This window comes from uncultured Gemmiger sp. (assembly GCF_934561205.1).
Taxonomy (GTDB): domain Bacteria; phylum Bacillota; class Clostridia; order Oscillospirales; family Ruminococcaceae; genus Gemmiger.
Map to the genome: position 1 here is coordinate 79,334 of NZ_CAKTFU010000007.1, position 18,798 is coordinate 98,131.

Genomic DNA, 18,798 nt, shown 5'->3' on the forward strand with positions numbered 1-18,798 from the left:
TTTCACTGCCTGTCCGATTCATTCATGGTCATCGCATGAGGTCACAGACGCTTTATCTTCCAGACTTTCCATATATTTTTTTGCATCCTTCATAAAACTCACTGCAATCATCACGATTACGGCACCAATCGGGAATGCCGCCACAATACTCACCGACTGAAGATTGTTCATGGAGCTTTCTGCAAACAGCAAAGCGATCGGAAGCAGAATCAACAGAATGCACCACATCAGCTGAATTCCCTTATTCGGCTGCTCTCCATCATTCAGGGTATGATAGCTGTAGCAGGAAGCTGTAAGAGCAATGGAATCAAAGGATGTTGCATAGAATGCAATCATCGTCAGCAGAACAACAACCATAACCACAGGTGCGCAGGGCATTGTTTTGATGATCGAAACGATCATTCCATACAGATCGCCATCTGCCATATACTGTGCAATAAAGTCAGCTTTTCCGGTGACCTGCATTCCCATAGAGTAGTTGCCCAGTACAACAAAGCTCGTTAATGTGGAGCCTACACCAAATACATACCCTCCCAGAATCGTCTGGCGCACAGTCCTGCCGCGAGAAATGCTGCCGATAAAGAACGGCGCAGCCACACACCAGACCATCCAGTAAGCCCAATAGTAAATCGTCCAGTTCTGCGGGAAATTCGATGTGCGAAGCGGGTCTGTAAAAGTAGACAACTCCACAAAGTTCTGCATCATCCGACCAAGAGAAGAAAAACCGGTTTCGATAATATACCGTGTTTCCCCACCGAACAGAAGAATAAAAGCAATCAGGCCAAAGAACATATAAATGCAGATATTGGCCAACTTGCTGATACCCTTAAATCCATGCAGCAAGGAATATGTATATACAGCGCAGGTAATCAGAAGAATAATAATGTTGATTACAGTACGACTTACGGCAACATGGAACAGTTCACTGATAATGGTTGCCATAAGCGGTGTTGCCACACTAAAAGTGGTAGCAGTACCGGCAAGAAGTGCAAACACAGCCAGCAGATCAATAATGCGGCCTGCCCAGCCGTCTGTATACTTCCCGAGAATCGGACGGCAGGCCTCTGAGTACTTCTGACGATTTCTCTTTCTTACATGGAGCATAAAGCCAAAGGCAACAGCCAGTACCAGATAAAACCCCCACGGAATAAAGCTCCAATGGAACAGCGGATATACACCTGCCCAATCCTGAACGCTTCCCATTTCCGCAAGATGTGGATCCGTTGCATACAGCACCCATTCCGAGAACGAGTAGAACAGAATATCTGCTGCAAGACCACAGGTAAACATCATGGAACCCCACGCGAAGAAGGAATACTTCGGCTTTTCATTCTGCTCGCCGAGGACAATGTTACCGTACTTAGAACCGGCAATATACAAAGAGAGAATAAAAATTCCCAATCCAATTACTAAGTAATAGGTACCAAAGGTATCACCAAAGAAAAAACGGATCTGGCTCAATACAGCGTTGGACTGTTCCGGCGCAAAGAAAAACAAAATGCACAGCGCAATTACGATTGCCAGAGGCACCAGGGTTATCATCCAGTCGATTTTTCCACGTTCTTTTTTCGTATTCATTTACTTTCCCTCCACATATTTTTTGTAGCTGGCATCCAGAGCAATGAGTTCGCTCAGATTATCCACCTCTATAATATCGTCCTTATTCATAGGACGGATACCCAATTGATACTCCTCCGGGTAACAGAACATCGCCACATCATCCCAGTAGATTTGCCGATTTTTCTTTTCTTCAAACTCGATCTCCAGATGATGTTTCAATTTTTTCCCATCCTCTGCCGTCCAGCGGGAAATGCTGTATAACTGCCAACCGCCTTTTCCACCTGTCCGGCTGCAGGATGTCACAATTCCATTCTCTACGGTCTGAAGCCACTCGTCAGTTTCTCCATCTGTCCAAACACTGTTATATCCGGAACGCTCAAACTCAGGTGCAAGAATTTCCGGATTGTAAATGATCTGGTCTCCATCAAGAATGATTGCATTTTCGATATGATCTCTTGCCACATAAAGCGATGCAATGTTATTGCAGGTAGCATAGTAAGGATTTTCAATCAGTTGAATGCCCGGATATTCTGTTTTCAGTTCTTCAAACTGTTCCTTCAGGTAGCCAACAACAACATAAATCTCATGGATTCCGTTTTTATGCAGACCATCAATGACCGTATCAATCATTCGGACTCCATTCACTTTAACCAAAGGTTTTGGTGTTGTCAGTGTCACCGGATGCATCCGATTTCCTAAACCTGCTGCCATAATGATGGCTCTTTCCACTTTTGACATTTACTTTTCCTCCCCTTGTTTTTTCAGTTCATCTTGGACAATTCGGTAGTAGTCCTTTGCATAGCGATACTGCCGAAGTGAATACTCGCCAAATTCCACACCAAGATTGCGCTTATATTCACACCAGTTGCTCCACAGCAAACCACAGGCTGCAATATAGCAATAAATCTTGATCCTGGTCGCATCATCACAGCCTTCTGTAAAATAAGCAGCAATCAGTCGGTCTACCTGACGCTTATTGTAAAGTGAGTAAATGCAGAACATCGCCACATCCACATGAGGATCCTGCATTCCTGCATACTCCCAGTCGATCAGACGAATTTCCTCCTTGCCATCTTTCTCAACAAACAGGAAGTTATCCGGCACCGCATCAATATGGGTCAGGACCTTTTCTCCGGCATGTGCATCGATATAAGGTTTCAGTGAAAGAACGTTTGCCTTCGTCTTTTCGTAATCCTTATAAACAGAAGGTGTCCCCTCCCATAGCGTTTCATAGAACTCCATCTGTCCGAAAATATCAAACTCGTGGTTTACCTTCAATTTCAGGTCATGGAACGCATGCAGCCGCTTCATGCATTTTTTAACATCTTCATAATTCAAAGGATCGCAGACTCTCGCGCCTTCCAGAAATTCTGTAATTTTATAGCCGTTTTCCGGGTTGATATATGCGATATCATCGCAGATGTGCTTTCCGTCAATAGCTTGATATACTGCTGCCTCCTGCCGACGATTGATGAGCTGATCCGTTCCTTCGCCCGGAATACGCATGATGTATTTCTTTCCTTTGCAGGTAAACAGGAAAGAACGATTTGTCATGCCTTTTTTCAAAACAGTAATATTTGTAATTGCTTCCGACCGTGCCTTTAATGCTTCACAAAGCACCTGAATTGCATCTGTTTTCAGCTGGTTGGAATCGCTGTCGATTTCTCTGAGCTGCTCGTAGGTGTTGATTTCTACCACATCAGCGGAATGGACTACACGGGCCGCAACGATCATTCGGTCCTTTTTATAAAGTGCTTCTTCCCAGAATGCTCCATCATACCGTTGATTTTTGCAAAGCTCATCAATACGTTCCGCCACTGTGTCTGCATCCTCTTTCACCAGGTAGCAGATACCAATCATTGCATTGCCGCCGGAGCTTTCCGGCACAGTCACAAGTTCCATTTTACGATTAACGCGGACATTGCTTTCGTTGTCCACAAGGTCGCTGACCATATACCACGAATACAACTCATGTTGATGGAAGGGATTTCGGTCACACCAAATATCACAAGGAATAATGTACGCATTCTCCAAATGCTCTTTTACAAGTTTGACGGAATGCAGATTGTTCTTTGCGGCATAATCGGCATTAACTACAAGTTCTACACCATACTCATCCATCAAATACTCGTATTTTTCTTTCATGAAGCCTACGACTATGTAGATTTCTTTGATTCCCACTTCATGAAGCTGCTTGATGATACGCTCAATCAACGGCTCACCGTTGACTTCCAGAAGACCCTTTGGCATCTCCGTATTGATGGGAACCATACGCATACCAAACCCTGCAGCCAGAATCACAGCACGCTGCGGGGTTTTCTGCTTAAACTCAGTTATGGCTTTTAGCGTAGGACGAACCGAATCATCCAGATAATCAGCTTTCATGAGTTCCTTGAGTGAGCGGTTTACCACTCCTAGCGAGTGGCCGGACACTTCTGCTAAAATTCGCTGATTGATAAAAGGCTCCAGCAGAAGCGTGTTCAGAATGTCGCTTTCTTGTTTGTTCATGTACCTATCTCCCTTCGTTTTTATGAACGCTTGTTTAATAAAATACGACTCTCTGAAAAATATTTGCTAAGCGAGAGCCGCATTTTAGGTTACTCTTCTTTCTTATATACCTTATAGAAATGATGCCCAACTCTGTCTTTTTCCGGCGGAAGCTGCATATAATCCCCGTATTCATGTCGGAGGACCTGATCATATTCCTTCGGCACTCTGAACTCATATTTGTCGAATGGCATCATAATTGTTTCATCAAACCATTTTCTCGGAAAAATATCTTTTTCTCCCCAAGACAACCAAATAACACATCCAACGTATTCGCTGCTGTCATACTCCTTAACTCTAGCCAGTTTTTCTAACTTGTCCTGAAAGCACTCTTTTCCTCGCAGCTTTGCATATAGATACACCGGCAATTTTGCTATTTTTCTAATCGGAGAGGTTGTAGTTTCGATTGCGAAATGCTCACGAGTAGCCTGATAGCAAAGTGATGACAGCCTATCGCCTTTTAATCCGTACTTAACTGCTTCATCTTTGGTCTTTCCAAGACCATCATAGGGATAAATATCAATAAAGACGCCCATACCAAATGATTTTTCATTAGCCATTTCAATCACATAACGATCATCGCTAATTCGCGTAATCATATATGGGTACTCAGGACACTCCTCCCGATTAAAAACTTTCAAATTGGGATATTCATGAATATGACTTTTCAAATAAATCAGTAATTTATCATAATCCGTTCGTGGCATCATAATATCCACATCATCATCCCATGGGATATACCCATGATGGCGGACAGCTCCGATAAGCGTTCCGTATATAAGTGCATATCGAAGATGCTGTTGCTCACATATTTCTGCAACCGTATGTAATATTTCAAGCGATATTGCTTGCGTTTCTTTTATGGTTAATTCACGCCTCTCCACATTTTGCTCCTTTCCATTGTTTCCACAACTTTGCTGCCACTTTATAACACTCAATAAAAGCAATCAGTCCTAAAACAGTTAACGCAAATGCAAAAATAAAGCTCATCCATCCCCCAATACCCGTATTGCCAAACAGATACAGCAGATGTAATTTTTCAACCACTCTAAAAATGACCATCTGGGCAAGATACATTTCCATTGAAATACTTGATAGATATTTCATCGGTTTTGATGATAAGAATTTACTATTTGACCCAACTGCATAAGAGAGCCACAGAGAAAACATCAAAAGGCTCCCAACATATGAAATCATTTTCATTCCAGTAGGTTTCAAATACCATAAACCCGATGCAACTACACAAATCAGAAGTGATACTATGCCAATTTGTTCACAACTTCTCGTGATTTCATTGCGATATAAATATACAAGACCTCCTGCAATAAACAACGGTAAACAATAGAGAAAGTTATGACGTGGCGAGAAAGATTCTGCAACAAAATAATCAGAAAAAAAGTACCGGTCGCAAACAAATACAACCCACAGTGAAACTGCCAAACTCATCCATGCACGTTTTTTTGATTTCATCAGTACTGAAAAAGCAGGAAATAATAAATAAAAAAGGAAAATTACGCCAAGTGTCCAACAAACGCCTATAACGGATACCGCATTATTGGGGAGAAGCCCATGGAGCAATAGAGCTTCAACAGAAATTTCATATACAGTTGATAGATTGTGTTCTATCAGCAACGCGATAAATAACAAGGTTCCGAAAAAAGGTAAGACTTTCTGATATCTTTTTCTGTAAAAAGCATCTAAATCAATGTTACCACTTTGGAATTTATCCAAATATCCTGCGCACATTCCAAAGCCACTAATCATCAGGAACAAATACACTAATGTCGTTAACGATGGAATAAATGTATCAAAAATAAACGTTCCCGCCAAACTATACTCAGTATTAGCCTGTATATGCATCATAATAATGCCAAGGCATGATAATGCTCTCAAACCGTCGATGGAATTATAATGGTTTGGTTGGGCCAAATATCTGCCCCCTTTCTGATCCATCTTCATTCTACACCTCAAAGAATTCTCTCATTTTTTTGACTTATATGCTTTTTCTTCCATACTGCATGGACATCTGCAGTATTTAGCTATTTATTTCTTTCAATATATCAACTGTATGCATTATTCCATTTTTTGTAGAGAACACATCACTATATCCTAAATTTTTCACCCTGGTATTATCAAGTGCAGAGTTATTCATGGGATTAAACGCTTTCAATTCCGCTTCTGTTGGGTGTGTCATCGTTAGCTCAACATTTCCAGCTTTTGCGCAAATTTCAGCCATTTCTCTTATTGTAGTAATCTCATCATGTCCGATATTGTATGCTTGCCCACTTTTTCCTTTTAGCAAAACAATCAAAATTTGAACAGCGCAATCTATCGAATAGCAATAGGATCTCTTCTGTAAACCAACACTTTTCATTTCTAGTTTTTGCCCCATTGCTGCCTTAAAAGCGAAATCAGATGAAATTCGCTTATCATCTTTTTTTGCGGATGGCCCAAATATATGACCCGGCCTTACAATCACTGTATCCACTTCATATTCAGAAGCATACGCCTTACATATCATTTCTGATGCCCTTTTCGCAACTGCATACGATGATCTAATATTATCTATATTTACTTCACCATATTTATCTTCAACAAACGGTCCTTCCGTAGATTTTTCCCCATAGACCTCACTCGAAGAAACATAAAGCACTCTCTCAACTGCATTATTCTTTGCAAAATGAAGCAATTCGTGAATACCATCAATATTAGATAAGATTGTTTCTACAGGCATTGATGTATATAGTTCTGGGCTTGCCAATCCTGCACCATGAATAATATAATCCGGCACAATCTCCAACCTTAACGGTTTCAGAGCATCATAAGAAACAAAACGTACTCTTTCAAGATTTCCATATCTTTTTTCAAATTGTTCTTTATTCCTTGCCCCGATATATATTATTCCTGTTTTTTCGTAGGTAAGCAACACATCTACAACCGTGGACGCAATTAATCCAAGACCACCTGTAATAAAAAAAGATTTTCCATCCAAAAGGCTCAAATCCATACTGCTAATAGCCTTTTTTAAATCTGCGTTATATAAAGAAGAATCTAGCAATCTCATATTCTATCCTTACTTTTTTATCCATTCATCATTCTTAGCATTTAACAATGCTTTAAAAATCTCAATATCCTCCACGGTGGTAATTTTTATATTCTTTTCAGACCCTTTTGAAAAATAAGTTGTGTATCCATACTTTTGCATCAACGAACAAGATGCGGCCATATTTGTCACCCCATCTTTAATTGCAACATTGTGAACCTTCCACAGTTCGTCAAACATATACGAATGTGGAGTTTGTGTTCTCCACAGCTCATCTCTATTCAATGCTGCGTTTGATTCTACTCCATCTTTTGAAACAAATACCACTTCTGTCGTTGGAACCACAGTAACAGCCGAACCATACATTTTCTGTTTAACAAGATTGTCTGTAATTACATCTTGCGGCAACATTGGTCTATTGCCATCATGAATTATCACAACAATATCAGCTGTTGCTTCATGATCTTCTTTAATTGCCTTTAATCCATTATAAATTGATTCCTGTCCTGTTGCGCCACCAGTAACAATCTTTTTGAGTTTTGTGATATTAAACTGTTTTGCATATGCTTCAAGTACTGTACTCCATCCTTCCAAACATGAAACATATATTTCATCAATACTCGGATGTCGTTGAAACGCTTCCAAGGTATAAATAATAATCGGCTTATTCTCAACTGTCAGGAACTGCTTCGGAAGGTCCTGATGTGTTCTGCTACCAATCCCACCAGCCGTTAAAACCGCAATGTTCATAATCGTTTTCTCCCCTTTTTCCTATTTCCATATTATTCAAAGCACCACCTGATGAGCGACTTTGTTTTTTAACAGAACACTACATTTTCCACTATTCGATTTCCAATTTGGATTAGGCACACGCCAATCTTCATTATAAATTGCCGCCAGAATCTCTTCGCTATTGACTGGAACAGATACAGACACATTTCCCATCCGTATTTTTTTCGTTTCTACAACTTTTGGCAGCGTTACCAAATACACGCTTCTCTCATTTTCATCGTTATATTTACAATCTGAAATGTACTCAAAAGAATACTGTATCATGTGAGTATCTTCATAAAACTGTCCAAAGAAATCAATATTCAATTTTCCAACTGCGTATGACTGTTCCTTAACTGCGCCATCAAAAACAAATTCTCGTGTCTTTTTAAAGCCAGCTTTCTTCATTAAATTCTCAAGGTTATTCCATGTAAAATCTTGTGTAATCACAATTGCATAATCAATATCAAAGTCCCAGTTGATAAATTTTCCATCTCGGATCAACCCAAGCAAGGTTCCTGCATATGCATAGTAGATTGCTCCACTATCTTTTAATGCATCCTCGACGAGTCCCATATATTTTTCCCCATCTTTGGCCAACTCCTCGCGGCATTTCTTTTCAATACGTGCCACCTTTTTGGAGCCAATGTATTTTTCATACGTCTCTCCGATGAATGGAACCGCTTTAATTTTGTGCCACACACTTTTTACACTCATAATAATTTTACTCCTTAACATTACGGATCGCTTTCGTTTTTAATGAATTCAGCAAAGGAACCAGAATCGTCCTGTTTTGATACACACCCCAAACCACCAGCACCGCCAATATAACAACATTGACAAGTATGTTCCTGCGGAAATATCCCACACCAACCAACAGCAGCATTGCTGCACACTGTCCCAAATACCTTGTCGATATTCTCATCGAGACCACTTTCTTTACCGCATTCATTCTAAAGACATAAATAATCAAATACGATGCCAACGTCGAAATCGAGGCTGCATACAATCCTATGCTTTGGATAAGCGCGAAATTTATTAACGCGTTTACAATAGCTCCCACAACGGTTGTCCAACCGATTACCTTGGTATCCTTGAGTCCACCCAGCACACCGCCCAACAGCGAACACATAGAATTTATAAAGATTGCCACCAGCAAAATAAATATATGATTATACGCCTCCTCATATTGTTTTCCGATAAGCCATTGGAAAGATAGACTCACACATACAATGATTCCCATATTAATAAAGGAAAACAGCTTGAAACCGTTATTCAACATAGAGTTAATGTATTCGTCACGGTCAGAATCGTTTATAGCCAGCGACACGGACTCTGTCCATGCTGTATTGAATACCGTGAAAATTGTCGTGTAAATAGTCGGTATCTTGTTGGCTGCAGCATAAATACCATTAAGCGCCGTGCCAAGGAAGCAGATAATAATCAGCCGATCTGACATATTGGCAATCCACCAGGATATCGCATTGGGTATCAGCGGCAGTGAATATCTCAGCATTTCCTGTATTTTATTGCTGCTGACTGCGCTGAGCTTGACCAACTTCCAAATACGCAGTCTACAAAGGAAATAGGAAAACCCAATAAAATTGGAGACCACCAGAGCGATCAATATAGACGCTGCTCCAACTTTCAAGCCAACAATCAGCACAATGTTGACCGCCAACGAAGACACAGTAACTATAAAGCTTGCAATCGAATAGTCGGCATTTCGTCCTAATCCTCTTGCCAGATTAGCGACAAACAAATATGCTGATTGTGTCCAAAGTGCCAACATAACCAGCGCAAAATATGGGATTTCGTAAATGGCCTGTATTACCCCGAATATAATGGTGGAAATACCTGCCATGACGAGCAAGACAGCCCCCGCACTGGCTATATATCCAATTTGGTCTTCTTGGTTTGTTCGGTTCTCGATTACAAAACGAAAGACTGCATTTTCGATTTGCAGTGTAACAAAATACAGCGCCAGGCTGATTACTGTTTGCAGCACATCAATTGTGCCAAAGTCATCAGGCGCAAGAAGAGATGTATATACCGGAAGCAATAGAAAGGTAAAAACCTTTGAACTCAGCTGCCCGATTGCTAAAATCGCCGTGTTTTTTACCAAGTTTTTTTCTCTGCTCATTCATTTTCCTCTGGATTGATTCGGCATGGCATTATTGCATCGTTGTGAGAAACCACTTCAGGCTTTTTTGTAAATTCCAGTATTTTATTTCTGGTTTTTTGTTCGTCATAAAAACAACAAATATACGTTATAAATGCAGACAACTGCATTTGAAAATAGGTATAACCCTCAGCATTGTCTGTTGTATACAGCACAAAGGCATACAGCACAAACAGCAGACAGACAAATGTTTTTTTGATCCCGTATCTTTTTTGAAGAATTTTGGGCATTTTGAGCAACCACCAGAACACCCACAGACAAAAGCCTACAAAACCCAAATCGATATACATCTTAAGGAAATCATTGTGCAAGGCCCTTATGGAGACCATGTTGTACAAATCTTCCCGCGTTGTATAATCAAACTGCCGTCCCACAAAGCCTACGCCTTTTCCAAAAAAAGCCGGAGAGAAATTGGCAAACTTTCTGAAATACCCATAAATGATGTCTCGTCCCATCATATCAATGCCCAATGATTTGAGGCTCGCCACAAATGCACCTGACACAATCAATGAAACATATACAAGGCATACGATGGTTCCAATGATTCCCGTCACCCTTACAAAAAAGGACTTATCCTTTCTTTTGCTTCGGGAAAACACAACAAAATACAGATAGGTCATAGCCACCGCCAGGATTCCGATTCGTTTCCACGCTATAACGAAAACCACGCAGGATGCCCAAAACAGTGCATTTGTCTTTTTCAGGCTTGTGTATTTCCCGACAATCAGGTTCATCAGTATACACATACCCACTATATAAGCCAGTTCATGCAATTCCGTGTATTTTCTGAAGTTATCTGCGGCCTCATCCAATGGATTAAGTGCCCGAAAAAACACTACTCCATTCTGTACAAAGCCCATCAAATAGGTCAGCACAAACACCGTTACCGATGACGCCATAGATACCTTCAGAATATCGTCCTTTTCGCTGCAGACAATGCAAACGCCGCAAAAATAAGCAACACACTGGAACAGTGTATTGGATATGCCCCTTGAAATATAAGGAAATGCCGGCTTTGTAATACACCACACAATACAAGAGTATCCCAACATAATTATGCGCGGCAGGCAAAATAGTCCCAGGAAAAATCTGCGCTGTTTTGTAATTCTTACGCTTCTATTTTTCAGCACACAGTACATGGACAGAACCAGCAGCACTACGGGTCCTCCATAATAAAACATGGCCCATTGCAAGGTTCCGGCCGTTCCTTGAAATACGGAACAGCTGCCCATAAATGACAGCGTCATTATGATATATGCAAGGAGATTTTTCTTCTTGACTTTAATTTTCTCCATTCTGTTTCCTACCTGTTTCTTTTTAACGCCATATTTCCTTTAATAAGAATCGCTACAAGCAAATATAGTCTGCGTTTTAGTGCCCCAAAAAACACCCTCTGCGCCTTAGGCAAATCACCTATCGGATAGTTTCTTAATATCTGCCGCAGCTCGCTATTGTTCGCAATCCGACTCATATTGGCTCTTACCGTTCTCCAGCCGTGATCCTTTATATGAACCATTTCTTCAATTAAAGCAATTCTTGTTATCTTCAAAAAATATCTATCCAGGCTCATCTTATACGCATCCGAATTATAAGTTCTGCCAAGTCTTGATCCCATTTCTTTGCACAACGCCACGTTTCTTTCAAACCTATCCGGAACGTACCGTGTAGTCAGCGAGTTCGGGTTGAATCTATAAAAATACAGTGCTTCATTTGTATGAACAATTTTTTTACAATAGGGAATGAAGTCAATGTCAAAGATCATATCTTCCGCTATAAATTCACGCTCAGATACAAACTCGACCTTACTTCTTTGAATCACGTCATTTCTGAATATCCCAAGCCATACACTGGCACCATATGTGCAATCTTCTTTTTCTGATGGCCGGCAGCCAACTCTATCCAGTAGATATGAATCCAGAATTTCCTTGCCGGAATAGACCTTTATCGCCTTTTGAGGCTGCGGTATAATATCAACCGTATCATTCCAGAATCTCGTAAATTCGCAGTATGCACAATCTGCTTCGTTAGTTTCCGCCAAATTCCATAGCGTTTCATACATTTTTACTGATACATAGTCATCAGAATCAACGAATCCAATATACTTACCCCGTGCTGCTTTCATTCCTGCATTTCTTGCACTGCCCAAACCGCCGTTTTGCTTATGGATAACTCTAATACAGGAGTGTTCTTTTGCATACTCATCACAAATTTTCGGAGATGTATCTGTTGCGCCATCATCTACCAAAATAATTTCGATATCGGATAACGTCTGATTTAACAATGAATCAATACACTTTCTCATGTAATTTTCGACATTGTACACTGGAACGACAACCGATATTAACGGCTTTTCAATCTCTGTCATAACTTTTCCATAATCCTTTGATAGTAAGTATTTGTTTTCAGTGTTTCAGAATCGTCAAATTTATATGTCAATTTATGGAACGGGGTCATCTGCACTACCGCATTCCATATGTCATCGTTATATTCATCAAACAATCTTAAAAGTAAAATATGCGGCACTGAATTACTGAATGGCACTACTTTATTCCACTCTGCCGGATACCGATCTATGAGCATTTGGAAGAAATCATGGAATATAAAGTAATCCACCACTTCATCATTATTTTCCCAATAATCGTACAAAAGCTCACGCATCATAAAAATAAACTTCTGATTTGGCTTTGCTGTCATAAACCAGTTGGAAATTATACTTGGTTGGCCATCCCTGCCCGGTTTTAAGCATTGAAACAGGAAGAGATCACTATCAAGCATATAGGCCGGTATGCTCTTTGAAGCACAAAACACCGTCGCATCGATCCATGTTCCACCATATTTCTGTAACAGTTCCAGGCGCAACAAGTCGCTCATATGGGCGCCTTTGATTATTCCACAGTCAATTTTATTTTGTATCTCCTGAGGAAAGGCAACATATTCCCGATAATTTTCTTCCGTCAACAGAACAATTTCCCTGTCCGTTATATTTTCTCGCACAGATGCATAGCATCTCTTCACGATCTCCGGTGCGCTGTCCATCCCTTGGAACCAGCAAATCCATACCTTCCTCGGTTCTTTGGGACATGTTTCTTCTTTATATTTCTTTTCAATTTCCGCAATTTTATCGGAATACCCTTTTTCGAGATTTTGTCTGATTTTCAGGGAAGCCGCGTTGCGTAATATTTCCAATGAAGTTCTGCTCTTTCCCAAAAGCAAGAATTCCCCAACTGCCGTAAAAAATGCGCCGCCATTCCAATATTGCCGAAGAAGATTCATTCCGCCTTGTTTTTTTAATATCTCTTTTAATCCCATCTCATAACTCCACTCAGCAATTTATAAACACATCTTCATACTGCTTGCAAATTTTATTCCATGTGTACTCTTCCGCCACACGTTTCTTGGCTCTCCGGCCCATCTCGGCAATTTCGTCCTCACTCATTTGGTCTGCCTTATCAATCAGTTTTGCAAGGCTGCCCGGGTTGCGGCTCCAATACAAGGCGCAGTCCTCTGCCACTTCTTTGTTGAACCCCACATCAACCAGCAGGTTTAAATCGGTACTGCCAAGAGCCTCGATCAGCGAGGGATTTGTGCCGCCGACCGTGTGACCGTGGAAATAAGCATAGGCGTTCTCTCGAATTTTCTTCAGCAGTTCCTGATCATACACAGTACCAACGAACTTGATTCTCTTATCGCTCTTGAAATGCAGTTTTTTCTCCAACTCATTCAGGAATTTATCGTTTACATTTGTAATGATGGCAAAGTCCTTCCGGCTTTTACTCTTCATAAACTCCCGAATCATAACTTCAAAAGAGTTCTCCGGCACAAAGCGCCCGACAACAAGGTAATAGCCTTTTTTTGTCAGCCCTTTTTCCTTATACCAGTTCACCAGCTTTTCATCATCGTCAGCCAGCTTGCTAAGAGTTAAATCCGCACCGTAAGCAATAAAAGTCGTTTTCGGATTTCTGCCCTTGATGCCTTTGCCGTCATAGCACTCATGGATGTACTTTTCGATATTCACAGAGTCGCAGATAGCAAGGTCACAATATTTGACCATCATCTGCTCGGAAATCTTCCAGTACTTCCGAATCGGCGCCGACCACTTAGCCCGCATCCATTCATGTCCATCCGGGTTCAGATACACCGTGCCGCCCAGTTTATGGATTTCTCTGTAAAAGTGGCCGGCAAAAGGCCCGATGCGACAAGCCATAATGTAAACGATCGGGTGCGAAATATGGTTTGCTTTGATATGTTCGCAGCAAGCCTTCAGGGCTGCAACATCGTAATAAATTGCCTGTGCAGGTCCAATCTGGGGGACATCAATTTTGAAGCAGTGGGCATTATGAAGTTCAAATTCGTGGTCGTTGATTTTTGTCACGCCATCAAATTTGCTCTCATCCATGCAGCCGTCGCCATTGGCTTTGCAGGCAACATGATATTTAATGTTCTCTATATTCTGATGGTACTCTGTGAGCTTATAAACGAACGTTTCATAACCGCCATATGCTCCGAGGCTTTTTGCGCCGACCAGATATACATGCTGTACTTTCTTCTTTTCCATCCGCTATTCCATCCTCAAATACAATTCCTGCCATCCGCACCCATTTCGTACCTGGCATCTTTCGGTTGGCCCGCACGCGGACATGCTGCGTCTGCGGGGGTCGGTTTGCGTCGCCTTTTCTGCGGCCGCTTTTTATTTTTACACAGCTAACACCTTATGCGTTCAATGGCACAGTATTAGTAGTTTAATTGTATCACACATAGCGTAATTTTTCAATGGTATATATTGTGAACAACCCTGATTCGAATGTCTGTATCCCTTGAACCATACCGCATGATTCCGAGTACCGATACCGTGTCTTATCTTTCCTGTGCAAGGTTGTCCGCACAGAGAATTTTGTATAGATGTAAATTTTCTACATACACGCAATTTTGTAGAATTTTGCCAAAAAATGTGATACAATGAGGCTAAAATGTTATACTGTTTGTTATTTTCAGCGCAGGATCCTGCATCGTCGCGCAGAATTGTGCGGTGTTTCCTTAGGTATGCTGAATCTGTTTGACACAATACATACAATGCTTACTTTACAGAGAGTAGGCGATCCAAAGGCAAAGAAGGAGTATCTATGCTGAAAGTTGCTATATGTGATGACGAACCCATTTGTGCAGAAAAAGTCCGTCGGTATGTTGAAGATTACTTCGTCGGTCGAAAAATCAGATTTCAAGCAGACACCTATACGGATGCGACCGGACTGCTGCAAAATGCCGAAAAAGGGTACGACATTCTCTTTTTGGATGTAGATATGCCCGACTTAGATGGCATCCACTTAGGACGGGAACTGCGCAAAAAGAACCGGAAAGCAGTTATCATTTATATTTCGGCCTTGATTCAATATGCAATTGAGGGTTACTCCGTCCATGCGTTTCAATATCTATTGAAACAGGATTTAGAGCAAACATTCTCTCCGTGCATGGACGATGTCATGCAGCATTTCTTGTCGCGGGGCAGTTTTTTGATCCCTACGGATGCCGGGGGACGGAAAGTCCCGTATGAGGATATTTTGTTCTTTGAAGTACAGAATCATACCATTATCGCGCATACACGCAATCAAGATAGAGAAACATGGCCCTTCAGCGGCAAAATTTTGGAGCTGGAAACGCAGCTGAGCAGTGCAGGTTTTTTACGCGTTCATAAAAGCTACTTGGCAAATATGCGTCACATCGTGCAGTTGGAAACCACGGGGGCGTTGCTGACCGATGGAAATCTTTTGCCATGCAGCAGAATAAACTTTGCGAAAATCTTACAATCCTATCTTCTGTGGGAGGCAATGGAATAATGGCAGCTGCACTTTTGCAATTAGAAAATTTGTTGATTGACAGCGCATTTCAAATTCTATCCACGACCGTTATTGTATCCTTTTGTGATATCTTTCTGGCAAGGAGGGTCTCCGGAAAATCATTTTATCTGCTGTTTGGTTTGACCACCCTTGGAAATGCAGTTTTGCTCAACCTGCTGAACGCCCATATGGGTACAATGGGAAACATCTTAATTCCTCTTGTAACGGCACTGCCGCTGATTTTCGGGGGATATTCCTGTACCATTTGGCAAGCCGTATTTTACGATGCGGCAAGCTATGCTTTTCTGTGCATGATGGATTATGCAACCCAGCTTGCTTTTTGTGCCGTAAGCGGAGACTCACTTGCAGCGCTGAGAACGGAAACGATCGGATATGTGTTCACGGGCTTGTCGGCCAGAAGCATAGAGATAGTTTCTACTTATATGATGGCCAAATTGCACAAAGGAAGCGGCAATAAGACAGCCAACCTTCCATGGATTTATTGGTTTAGTATGTTGTCTGTGCCGACTCTTGTTTTTGCATTTTACCGTTTCTTTTTGCGTGCCGATGCAGAAAATCCTCTCTCGAATGCCTTTGTTGGCTGGATAGGCAGCAGCCTGGTTTTTGTTCAGATGCTTTTACTTTGGCAAACCATATGTATCCAAACCGAAAAACAAAAGCAAGCTGAAATTCTGGCCTTGCAAAAGGAAACTGAACTGCGTTTAGAAAGTACGGCACAGCTTTCAGCTGCATACGAAGCACAACGAAAGGCTACACACGATTACACAAATCATCTTGCTGTATTGCAGGAGCTTTTGCATGACGGAAAAGCGGCAGAGGCACAGCATTATCTAAACGAACTTACCCAAGCACCATCTGCTGCACCGGTGGTTTATACCGGCACAGCAGTGCTGGATGCCGTACTGAACCAAAAGTACGCGCAGGCAAAAGCTGCGGGGGTTTGTATTCGTTTTCAGATTGCGGACATTCCGGGGCTTTCTGTGCCACAAAAGGATTTTGTGACGGTATTGGCCAACCTTTTGGACAATGCTATTGAGGCTGCCCGGCAAGCTGAAAACGATAAAAGTATTGTCTTTAAGCTGCTGCCTGTTTCCTCCTGCAAAGCGATTCTTTGCGTCAGGAACACTGCAATGCCGGTACAGATCACAAACGGGCAAATTCCCACAAGCAAGGAAAATCCGCTGCTGCATGGATACGGGCTGCAAAATATAGGCAGCATATTAGAACAGAATCAATGTCCCTACACGTTTGAATATAGGGACGGTTGGTTTATCTTTGCTGCGGAACTTCCCTGCAACGCAGGAGAAAGCGATACGTTCTTTGCATTTCACGCTCGTATATGACATTTCACGCTATAAATTTGACTTTCCGACAGAATGCTGTTATTTTCAAGTTAGACAGAAAAACAAAGCGCAGGAGGAAACATTACCCGCAAAAATCAACAATGAGGAAAACAAACGATGCCACATAAAATTTTTCCGTTTCTGATGGCAGGACTTTTTCTGTTGTCAGGGTGCGCACCAAGCGCGAGCGTCACACAGCCTGACCGTCCGCCTGTATCGGGTTCCTCCGGTTCGCTTTCGGGTAATGGCGCACCGCAGGAAGCCTTGCCGGACGATACACAAATCTACGATTACACGGTGGCTGCATCCTTGGATATGGTTACCCGCGGCAGCGGAAACGAGAACGGCTTTTATCAGGTCATCCCCAACGAAAACGGCTATGCCAACCTTTTTTATACCGATTACGCAACCGCAAGCAGGGTGTATTTGTGCGGTGCGCCAAACTGCGCGCACAATACAGGCACCTGCACCTCTTACATAGAAAGCGACGGGTTTTCGGTGTTCCCTGCCGTGTACAAGGACCGCCTTTTCTTAGTGTACAGCAGTTACAATTCGTGGTCCGCCGAGGCAGCCCCTTCCCGCGTGGAATGTATGGACGTAAACGGAGAAAACCGCCGCACACTGTATACATTCGGTTCCGGCATCACACTGAATGAAGGTGCCATTGTCGGCAACAACGAAATCGTTTTGAGTGGGTATCAAATTGTTGAACGCAACGGCTCCGTGCAATCGGTGCCCTTTATCGGGGCGATTGGCATGGATTCCGGCACCTACCGCGAGGTTTATTCGCTGCCCGATACCGCCGGGCAAACAAATCTTTTCCTGCGCGGTGTTTCTGATACAGGGTTTATCTTAAAGACCATTTCTATGGACGATGCGGCATCGTCCGACTCCCAAAGCCGTATTTTTGAGCTTTCCTTTGACGGAAAAACAGAAACCGACCTGCTTACGTTTTCCGGAAACAGCTGCTTTGAGGAGCATAACGGGCAGGAGCTTGTCTATCTGCGGTATGATGCGCAAGGGGTGTCTTTGTATAAGCGCAGCCGTCAGTCCGAGCAGGAGGAGCAAGTCGCAGAAAATGTATGTGACCTTGCCTGTGTGCGCAAAAGCGAACTGCCCTACGATTCGGACAATCTGTTTATTGTCGGCTTTGCAGGCAACTGTGTCCTTTTGAATCATCTGTACGATAACCGCTATGAGGAAAACGGAGATATCGCCCTGTACTACACGCAATATGCCGTTGACCTTACCGACGGTTCTGCCAAGGAAATCACCCTGTACAACAACGCGAGGGCAACGCAAACGCCCCTTGCGATTCTGGCAAAGTTTGGGGATTCCCTGCTGGTGGATGCGAAGGAGGAAGTTGTGGACGGCATTGCGTACAGACGCCCCGGTATTGTGTCGGTGGCGGACTACCTGAATTCCAACCCGGCCTATACCATGATCCAATCCCCCATTGACGAACCGCTTTGGTAATTCCACCGGAGCGTTTTATTTCCT

16 protein-coding genes are annotated in these 18,798 nt (G+C 42.3%); 3 read left to right on the forward strand and 13 right to left on the reverse strand.

From position 1 onward, the window contains the following. Positions 1–18 precede the first annotated feature (18 nt). The 13 genes from Q0I19_RS06330 to cps2T all read right to left on the reverse strand — a co-directional run bounded on the left by Q0I19_RS06330 (position 19) and on the right by cps2T (position 14,658). Positions 19–1,578 carry a BCCT family transporter gene (locus Q0I19_RS06330; protein WP_294758327.1) on the reverse strand — a complete coding sequence of 520 codons (1,560 nt, stop codon included), beginning with the start codon at positions 1,576–1,578 and terminating at the stop codon, positions 19–21. Next, entirely contained in the window at positions 1,579–2,298 is a 720-nt protein-coding gene (locus Q0I19_RS06335; RefSeq protein ID WP_294758328.1) for an NTP transferase domain-containing protein, read from the reverse strand. Continuing rightward, positions 2,299–4,068 carry an NTP transferase domain-containing protein gene (locus Q0I19_RS06340; protein WP_294758329.1) on the reverse strand — a complete coding sequence of 590 codons (1,770 nt, stop codon included), beginning with the start codon at positions 4,066–4,068 and terminating at the stop codon, positions 2,299–2,301. A gap of 89 nt (positions 4,069–4,157) precedes the next feature. After that, positions 4,158–4,991: a LicD family protein gene (locus Q0I19_RS06345; protein WP_294758330.1), complete on the reverse strand. Its 834-nt coding sequence runs from the start codon at positions 4,989–4,991 to the stop codon at positions 4,158–4,160. After that, the gene (locus Q0I19_RS06350; RefSeq protein ID WP_294758331.1) at positions 4,978–6,066 is read right to left on the reverse strand and encodes an acyltransferase; all 1,089 of its coding nucleotides are present in this window, start codon (positions 6,064–6,066) and stop codon (positions 4,978–4,980) included. The genes Q0I19_RS06345 and Q0I19_RS06350 overlap by 14 nt, the downstream gene beginning before the upstream one ends. A 76-nt stretch (positions 6,067–6,142) precedes the next feature. Further along, positions 6,143–7,171, reverse strand: coding sequence for an NAD-dependent epimerase/dehydratase family protein (locus tag Q0I19_RS06355; protein ID WP_294758332.1), 1,029 nt, complete (start codon positions 7,169–7,171; stop codon positions 6,143–6,145). A gap of 9 nt (positions 7,172–7,180) precedes the next feature. Then, a complete protein-coding gene (locus Q0I19_RS06360; RefSeq protein WP_294758333.1) occupies positions 7,181–7,900 on the reverse strand; it encodes an IspD/TarI family cytidylyltransferase in 720 nt (239 codons plus the stop codon). A 36-nt stretch (positions 7,901–7,936) separates the two neighbouring features. Beyond that, positions 7,937–8,638: a LicD family protein gene (locus tag Q0I19_RS06365; RefSeq protein ID WP_294758334.1), complete on the reverse strand. Its 702-nt coding sequence runs from the start codon at positions 8,636–8,638 to the stop codon at positions 7,937–7,939. A 7-nt stretch (positions 8,639–8,645) separates the two neighbouring features. Next, on the reverse strand, positions 8,646–10,064 hold the full coding sequence (locus tag Q0I19_RS06370) for an oligosaccharide flippase family protein (protein WP_294758335.1): 1,419 nt from the start codon (positions 10,062–10,064) through the stop codon (positions 8,646–8,648). After that, complete coding sequence (locus tag Q0I19_RS06375) at positions 10,061–11,398, reverse strand: O-antigen ligase family protein (RefSeq protein WP_294758336.1); 1,338 nt, start codon at positions 11,396–11,398, stop codon at positions 10,061–10,063. The genes Q0I19_RS06370 and Q0I19_RS06375 overlap by 4 nt, the downstream gene beginning before the upstream one ends. 8 nt (positions 11,399–11,406) lie before the next feature. Further along, a complete protein-coding gene (locus Q0I19_RS06380) occupies positions 11,407–12,468 on the reverse strand; it encodes a glycosyltransferase (RefSeq protein ID WP_294758337.1) in 1,062 nt (353 codons plus the stop codon). Beyond that, positions 12,465–13,412, reverse strand: a complete 948-nt coding sequence (locus tag Q0I19_RS06385) for a capsular polysaccharide synthesis protein (protein ID WP_294758338.1) — start codon at positions 13,410–13,412, stop codon at positions 12,465–12,467. Before Q0I19_RS06385 ends, Q0I19_RS06380 begins: the two co-directional genes overlap by 4 nt. A gap of 13 nt (positions 13,413–13,425) precedes the next feature. Next, positions 13,426–14,658, reverse strand: coding sequence for a beta 1-4 rhamnosyltransferase Cps2T (cps2T, locus tag Q0I19_RS06390; RefSeq protein WP_294758339.1), 1,233 nt, complete (start codon positions 14,656–14,658; stop codon positions 13,426–13,428). A 565-nt stretch (positions 14,659–15,223) separates the two neighbouring features. Here cps2T and Q0I19_RS06395 point away from each other — a divergent pair. The 3 genes from Q0I19_RS06395 (at position 15,224) to Q0I19_RS06405 (ending at position 18,774) form a co-directional block, all read left to right on the forward strand. Further along, positions 15,224–15,934, forward strand: a complete 711-nt coding sequence (locus Q0I19_RS06395; protein WP_294758340.1) for a LytTR family DNA-binding domain-containing protein — start codon at positions 15,224–15,226, stop codon at positions 15,932–15,934. Then, positions 15,934–17,298 carry a GHKL domain-containing protein gene (locus tag Q0I19_RS06400; RefSeq protein WP_294758341.1) on the forward strand — a complete coding sequence of 455 codons (1,365 nt, stop codon included), beginning with the start codon at positions 15,934–15,936 and terminating at the stop codon, positions 17,296–17,298. The genes Q0I19_RS06395 and Q0I19_RS06400 overlap by 1 nt, the downstream gene beginning before the upstream one ends. Before the next feature lie 117 nt (positions 17,299–17,415). Next, on the forward strand, positions 17,416–18,774 hold the full coding sequence (locus Q0I19_RS06405) for a hypothetical protein (RefSeq protein ID WP_294758342.1): 1,359 nt from the start codon (positions 17,416–17,418) through the stop codon (positions 18,772–18,774). Positions 18,775–18,798 lie beyond the last annotated feature (24 nt).

Bases quoted from the DNA above. Each gene is read 5' to 3' on its own strand.
- Q0I19_RS06330 (WP_294758327.1), bottom strand. From the start codon at position 1,578: ATGAATACGAAAAAAGAACGTGGAAAAATCGACTGGATGATAACCCTG.
- Q0I19_RS06335 (WP_294758328.1), bottom strand. From the start codon at position 2,298: ATGTCAAAAGTGGAAAGAGCCATCATTATGGCAGCAGGTTTAGGAAAT.
- Q0I19_RS06340 (WP_294758329.1), bottom strand. From the start codon at position 4,068: ATGAACAAACAAGAAAGCGACATTCTGAACACGCTTCTGCTGGAGCCT.
- Q0I19_RS06350 (WP_294758331.1), bottom strand. From the start codon at position 6,066: ATGAAGATGGATCAGAAAGGGGGCAGATATTTGGCCCAACCAAACCAT.
- Q0I19_RS06355 (WP_294758332.1), bottom strand. From the start codon at position 7,171: ATGAGATTGCTAGATTCTTCTTTATATAACGCAGATTTAAAAAAGGCT.
- Q0I19_RS06360 (WP_294758333.1), bottom strand. From the start codon at position 7,900: ATGAACATTGCGGTTTTAACGGCTGGTGGGATTGGTAGCAGAACACAT.
- Q0I19_RS06365 (WP_294758334.1), bottom strand. From the start codon at position 8,638: ATGAGTGTAAAAAGTGTGTGGCACAAAATTAAAGCGGTTCCATTCATC.
- Q0I19_RS06370 (WP_294758335.1), bottom strand. From the start codon at position 10,064: ATGAGCAGAGAAAAAAACTTGGTAAAAAACACGGCGATTTTAGCAATC.
- Q0I19_RS06375 (WP_294758336.1), bottom strand. From the start codon at position 11,398: ATGGAGAAAATTAAAGTCAAGAAGAAAAATCTCCTTGCATATATCATA.
- Q0I19_RS06380 (WP_294758337.1), bottom strand. From the start codon at position 12,468: ATGACAGAGATTGAAAAGCCGTTAATATCGGTTGTCGTTCCAGTGTAC.
- Q0I19_RS06385 (WP_294758338.1), bottom strand. From the start codon at position 13,412: ATGGGATTAAAAGAGATATTAAAAAAACAAGGCGGAATGAATCTTCTT.
- cps2T (WP_294758339.1), bottom strand. From the start codon at position 14,658: ATGGAAAAGAAGAAAGTACAGCATGTATATCTGGTCGGCGCAAAAAGC.
- Q0I19_RS06395 (WP_294758340.1), top strand. From the start codon at position 15,224: ATGCTGAAAGTTGCTATATGTGATGACGAACCCATTTGTGCAGAAAAA.
- Q0I19_RS06400 (WP_294758341.1), top strand. From the start codon at position 15,934: ATGGCAGCTGCACTTTTGCAATTAGAAAATTTGTTGATTGACAGCGCA.
- Q0I19_RS06405 (WP_294758342.1), top strand. From the start codon at position 17,416: ATGCCACATAAAATTTTTCCGTTTCTGATGGCAGGACTTTTTCTGTTG.